This is a genomic window from Peptostreptococcus anaerobius 653-L (genome assembly GCF_000178095.1).
Lineage (GTDB): Bacteria > Bacillota > Clostridia > Peptostreptococcales > Peptostreptococcaceae > Peptostreptococcus > Peptostreptococcus anaerobius.
Map to the genome: position 1 here is coordinate 1 of NZ_ADJN01000035.1, position 5,878 is coordinate 5,878.

The following is a 5,878-nucleotide window of genomic DNA, read 5'->3' on the forward strand; positions in this document are numbered from 1 at the left end:
AGAAGAAGGAGCTACTATAAAGACTGGGGACTATGAGTTTGAGGTCATATCTATCAAGGGTCATACACCAGGACATATGGGTCTATATGAGAAAAATCACAAGATCCTATTTTGTGGAGATACCATACTTGAGACTATAACTCCTAATATAACATTTTGGGGATTTGATAAGGGGGATATGCTAGGAGTCTATATCAATACCCTATTAGACCTTAAAAAGATGGATATAGAATATGTATTTTCTACTCATAGGGACCTGATTAAAGACTACAGGTCTAGGATTGACACTATTATTCACCACCATATGCTTAGGATGCAGGAGATTCTAGATGCTATGGAAAGTGGTATTGAGTATACTATCAGAGACCTTGCCCCAAGGATATCATGGAGGATAAAGGCGGATGGGTGGGATGATTTTCCACCAGCCCAGAAGTTTTTTTGCATCTGGTGAGACTATGGCCCATGTATACCACTTGGTTGAAAAGGGATATATCATTATGGAAGAAAGACAAGGTGTCTTGTATTTTAAGAAAATCTTTCTTAATCTGAAGAAGGGGTTGGATTTAACAAGGGTATGTTCAACAATGTAATGGTGGCAGATTTTTCATATAGGGGAAAAGAAGTATACATGAAACTTGCTCCTAGGTTTAAGAGGGAGGATACATAAAGCGTTATTAAATCTATAAGTGAAATACTATAGTATCAATTGCTAAGAATAAGAAGGGTATTTTAGTGAAAGTGATTTTCCTTGAATATTTACCCTGCTTGTGTTATAATTCTTTTGTACTAGATGGGGAGTTAGCGGTGCCCTGTACCCGCAATCCGCTTTAGCGGGGTTGAATTCCATCCCGAGGCAATCTATCTGTAATGCTGACCTTGTTAAGTAGTGTTGATAGATGGGTCCCAAGCAATGAAAGCTCATGAACCTCGTCAGATTCGGAAGAAAGCAGCGATAAGTGATCACTTTTGTGTGACTTGGGTTCGCCTATAAGGAGCCAACTGCCAAGGTAACGGTTGGAGATACTTGTCGACGGATGGTGTACATTTAAGTAATAATCGGGGTTGACCCGAGGCAACTCCTAGGAGTTGCTATTTTTTTATGGAGGTAATGGTATGCACAAGGCTTTGTATAGAGAGTACAGACCCATGGTATTTGAGGATGTAATAGGTCAAGACCATATAATAAAAACTTTAATAAACCAGATAAATACGAATAATCTAAGCCACGCCTACCTATTCTGTGGAACTAGGGGAACTGGTAAGACATCTACAGCAAAGATACTTGCTAGGGCTGTAAACTGTACTCATGACGGGGACAAGCCATGTAATGTATGCCAGTCTTGTGTGTCTATAATGGATGCGTCTAACTTAGACGTAATAGAAATAGATGCTGCATCCAACAATAGCGTTGACGATATAAGAGAGCTAAGAGATACAGTAAAATACACTCCAAACAAGTCCAAGTACAAGGTATATATAATAGATGAGGTCCATATGTTGTCTTCAGGAGCCTTCAATGCCCTATTAAAGACACTTGAGGAGCCACCATCATATGTTATATTTATCCTAGCCACAACTGAACCCAACAAAATACCAGCGACTATTTTGTCTAGGTGTCAGAGGTTTGACTTTAAGAGGATAGGACTGGACACCCTAGTAGACAAGATGAAATTTATCTGCCAAAAAGAGAATGTAGATATAAGTGATGATGCTCTAAGATTGGTGGCTAAAAATGGCCAGGGCTCTGTTAGGGACTCCCTGAGTATTCTAGACAAGTGCCTGTCATTTTCAAATGGGCCAATAAGCATGGAAGAGGTCCTAGACCTACTTGGTGCAGCGGCCCCAGGTCAACTTATAAGTCTTTCTGAATCTATTATAGAATCCGATGTTGCAAGGTCTATGAAGCTAGTTGATGACTACTTTATGTGGGGCAAGGATATCAGGCTCTTGGTTGAAGACTTGACCAGTGTTTTTAGGTCGATGATGATGATGAAGATATTCAATGAAGCTGATTCTGTTGTAGAATTCAATGAAGAATACAGGAACAAGTTGCTAGAAAAGTCTAAGTCCGTAGATACAGAGGAGATAATAAGGATATTAAACCTATTGTCAGAGGCTATAGACAAGTTAAAGCAGTCTACAAATCAGAGGATGACCCTAGAAATATATATAATGAAACTAGCAAGTCCCGCAACCGATGACTCCTATAGGGCCATAAAAAAGAGGCTAGAAGTCATAGAGAGAATGGTAGAGGATGGCAGGATAACAGTAGTAGGTCAAGTGGGTACAAGTATAGGGGACCCAGAACCTAGTTTGTCTGATAAGTCTAGGGGTCATATGGACCAGAGAGTTGGAAGACAGGATAGAACAAACAAGGGTAGTTACGGACAAGAAACTGATTTATCATCTCCTAGAAAAGACCGTCTTGATCAAAATCTAGAGGACATAGACGAAGAAGGTCTTGCTTACATAGAAGAAAATTGGAAGAAGCTTCTTGAAAGACTCGTAAAGGACAGGAAGATGCCACTGAAGGCGTTTTTGGAGGACAAGCATGCACTTAGGTACAAGAACCATATCCTGTATGTTGTCTTGAGTGATGGATTTTCCTTTGCCATAGAAAGATTGAAACAGGAAGAAACTAGCAAATATATAAAAAATGTAATCAGTGAAATATACAAGATGGACATAGATGTAAGGTTTATAGTCAAGGATGATATGGACAAGATGGAGTTTTCTGATCCAGAACCTAAGCAGGAACTTGGACAAGATCCAGCGATTGGTATATTGAGCAGTCTTGGAGATAAATTAAAGATAGAAAAATAATTGATATTTGACCTGAATATAGGTAAAATTATAAATGTTATTTGTCATCTCATATAGGTTGACAAATATTAAAATAAAATTGAAAAACAAGAAAATAAACTTAAATAGGAGGAAGTAATATGGCTAAAAGAGGTGGATTTGGCGGAGGAATGCCAGGTGGAATGAACATGAACAACCTGTTAAAGCAGGCTCAGAAGATGCAGGAAGATATGCAAAGACAGCAAGAAGAACTAGAGGCCAAAGAAGTAGAGGCATCAGTAGGTGGTGGAGCAGTTGTGGTAAAGATGACTGGTAAAAGAGAACTTACATCTATAACAATCAAGCCAGAAGTAGTTGACCCTGATGATATAGAGATGCTTGAAGACCTAGTTATTAGTGCTGTAAACCAGGTCCTTAGGGATATAGAAGAAATGCAGAAGTCTCAGATGAGCAAGCTAACTGGGGGTATGAATTTACCATTCTAGTGGTAGTAGATTATGGAAAATTACAGCGAACCGATAGATAGACTTATAAATGAATTTTCTAAACTGCCCGGAGTAGGAAGAAAAACAGCCCAGAGACTTGCATTTCACGTTATAAATATGAATGAGAATGATGTCAAGGGGCTTGCAAAGGCCTTGGTAGATGTCAAGCAGGAGATAAAATACTGTAGTGTATGCTGCAATATATCAGATTCTGATGTATGTCCAATATGCTCTAATAGTCATAGGGATGCAAGCACTATATGTGTTGTTGAAGACCCTAGGGATGTAGCAGCTATGGAGAGGACAAAGGACTATAATGGCAAGTACCATGTTTTAAATGGGGTTATATCACCACTTGATGGGGTTGGTCCTGAGATGTTAAATATCAAGGAACTTATCTCTAGATTGGGTGATGGGCAGGTCAAGGAACTTATAATGGCTACCAATCCCACAATAGAAGGAGAAGCAACAGCCATGTATATATCTAGACTAGTCAAGCCAATGGGGGTCAAGGTGACAAGGATAGCCCATGGTCTACCTGTAGGTGGAGACCTAGAATATGCAGATGATGTAACTATTTCCAAGGCACTTGAGGGTAGAAGGGAAATATAGATAGGAGTGAATGACATGGATTTTGATGAAAATAAGGCCATGGACCTACTATTGAAGAAAAGACATAACAAGAAAAAGACAGGCCTATCAAAGAAGTCCTCAAGGTACAAGAGGGTAAATGATTCTGGTAGTTTTAGAAATAATGCCAGACATTTCCAGTTTGACTATGAGGAAGACTATTATGAGCCAGGAAAATAAGCATAAAATAAGCCCAGATGATCTAATGTCAAATGGGCTTTTTTGCTTTTAAAGGTCAAATAAATCTAAGAGCCTATTCCTATTCAAAAAGTTATCGTAGTCTACGCTGGTATTTTCAAATATATCAAGAGATAGAAGGGCTATATTGTAAGAAGAGCAGTTCTTTCTTATACACCTGATATTATCCTTCATCCTTTCTAGTCTTTCAGGGTTGTCTATTAGGACCTTTACGACTGATTTAATCGAAAATTTCTTGGTAGTCCTGATGGCTACACCACAGTTTGTTAAAAAGTCTAGGTTTTCTCCTTCTTGACCAGGTATAAAGTAAGGGATTACCATAGGAACTTCCTTTAGGAGGGCTTCCGTTGTAGTAAGTCCGCCTGGTTTTGTTATAAGTATATCTACTATGGTAAGTATATCATTCATTATGTTGGTAAATCCTATCACCTTGATGTTTATATCCGTATTGTAGGATTTGATCCTTTCATCTAGAGACCTCTTAAGAGACTTGTTTCTACCTGCTATTACAAGTATCTGAAAGTCACGTTCAATACCGACCAGTTCATCAAGGGTATTCTTTATATTTCCGGCTCCAAAGCTACCACCCATCAAAAGGACTGTCTTTTTGTCTGGATCAAGCCCTAGTTCGTTCATTATTATATCCCTGTCACGAGATTCCATAAAGGCCTTTTCTACAGGGATCCCAAAAGGTTTGATTTTTTCTTCTTCTATACCATCTTCAATAAGAAGTTCTTTTACAAACTCGTCTCCGCATATATAATAGTCTATCTCATCCTGTAAGTAGGCTGAGTGGGCTGTATAGTCCGTCAAGACTGATACCAAAGGTGGAAACTCATCGTAGCCCTTTTTTAGCTTACTCAGGGCCACAAGAGGGAATGCGTGAGTACCTATTATAAGGTCTGGCTGTTCTTCTATAAGGAGTTTTTTGAATCTCTTTGCCATTATAAAAGACAGGGGATTGTTTTTGAACTCATTATAGGAAAAGAACTTTTTATCGGATATGTTATAGATCTTACCATAAGCTGTAGGTGTATACTTGGCTGATATTTCATATCCGTCAGATATTATCTTGTCCATTGTTTGATTTACAAGCTTAAAGCTATCTATTATTTTACACTCGATTTTTTGATCCTTATATCTAAGTGCTTCTATATCTTCTATTATTGCCTTGGCAGCCCTATTATGGCCACCGCCAGTAGAGGCTGTCATTATTAATACTTTCTTCATTTGATCCTCCTTACATATTTTTGACTATGTTACTTAGCATATTGTACTATATGTATTGATTTACAAAGCCTATTTTTAATCTAACTCTTAAGTCATTCAAATCAAATTATAAAACAAAGAATGACTGAATAAAAGTCTTTTTTGAGAATTTAAGATAAAGTTAAATTTATTTTAAAAAAGAGTTAGAAAAATAGCTCAGATTGTGATATAATACTCTATATAATCGATGCTTGGTTGTTTTTAGATTCTTGTGAAGCTAGTAAATACTATACAATTTAGGTCAGATATAGTCTATGTGGTGTACGGATATATATTTGCTACAAGTATTATAAAACTACAATTCACTATGTTGAGAAAAATAATTAAAAAATATCGAAAAATCTATTGACTTTCATATTGGCATTTGGTATTATAATACTTGTCCAATGGCTGGTCAGTAAAATAAGAACATGGCTCATTGGTCAAGTGGTTAAGACTCCGCCCTCTCACGGCGGCTACAGGGGTTCGAATCCCCTATGAGTCATAATTAAATA

6 protein-coding genes, 1 tRNA gene and 1 other RNA gene are annotated in these 5,878 nt (G+C 37.7%); 7 read left to right on the plus strand and 1 reads right to left on the minus strand.

The genetic code is table 11. The features are described from left to right. The 6 genes from HMPREF0631_RS03745 to HMPREF0631_RS03765 form a co-directional block, all read left to right on the plus strand. A partial coding sequence (locus HMPREF0631_RS03745) for an MBL fold metallo-hydrolase (protein ID WP_002843552.1) occupies positions 1-451 on the plus strand: 451 nt, incomplete at its 5' end. A gap of 330 nt (positions 452-781) precedes the next feature. Beyond that, positions 782-1,045, plus strand: an RNA gene (ffs, locus tag HMPREF0631_RS09695) — signal recognition particle sRNA large type. 68 nt (positions 1,046-1,113) lie between these two features. Then, entirely contained in the window at positions 1,114-2,823 is a 1,710-nt protein-coding gene (gene dnaX / locus HMPREF0631_RS03750; RefSeq protein WP_002843553.1) for a DNA polymerase III subunit gamma/tau, read from the plus strand. A 119-nt stretch (positions 2,824-2,942) separates the two neighbouring features. After that, entirely contained in the window at positions 2,943-3,287 is a 345-nt protein-coding gene (locus HMPREF0631_RS03755) for a YbaB/EbfC family nucleoid-associated protein (protein ID WP_002843551.1), read from the plus strand. A 12-nt stretch (positions 3,288-3,299) separates the two neighbouring features. Then, entirely contained in the window at positions 3,300-3,899 is a 600-nt protein-coding gene (gene recR / locus HMPREF0631_RS03760; RefSeq protein ID WP_002843545.1) for a recombination mediator RecR, read from the plus strand. 15 nt (positions 3,900-3,914) lie between these two features. Beyond that, positions 3,915-4,097 carry a hypothetical protein gene (locus tag HMPREF0631_RS03765; protein ID WP_002843550.1) on the plus strand — a complete coding sequence of 61 codons (183 nt, stop codon included), beginning with the start codon at positions 3,915-3,917 and terminating at the stop codon, positions 4,095-4,097. 48 nt (positions 4,098-4,145) lie between these two features. Here the strand turns inward: HMPREF0631_RS03765 and HMPREF0631_RS03770 are convergent, their stop codons facing one another. After that, positions 4,146-5,345, minus strand: a complete 1,200-nt coding sequence (locus HMPREF0631_RS03770) for an MGDG synthase family glycosyltransferase (RefSeq protein WP_002843546.1) — start codon at positions 5,343-5,345, stop codon at positions 4,146-4,148. A gap of 451 nt (positions 5,346-5,796) precedes the next feature. Here HMPREF0631_RS03770 and HMPREF0631_RS03775 point away from each other — a divergent pair. Beyond that, a tRNA-Glu gene (locus tag HMPREF0631_RS03775) sits at positions 5,797-5,868 on the plus strand. Positions 5,869-5,878 lie beyond the last annotated feature (10 nt).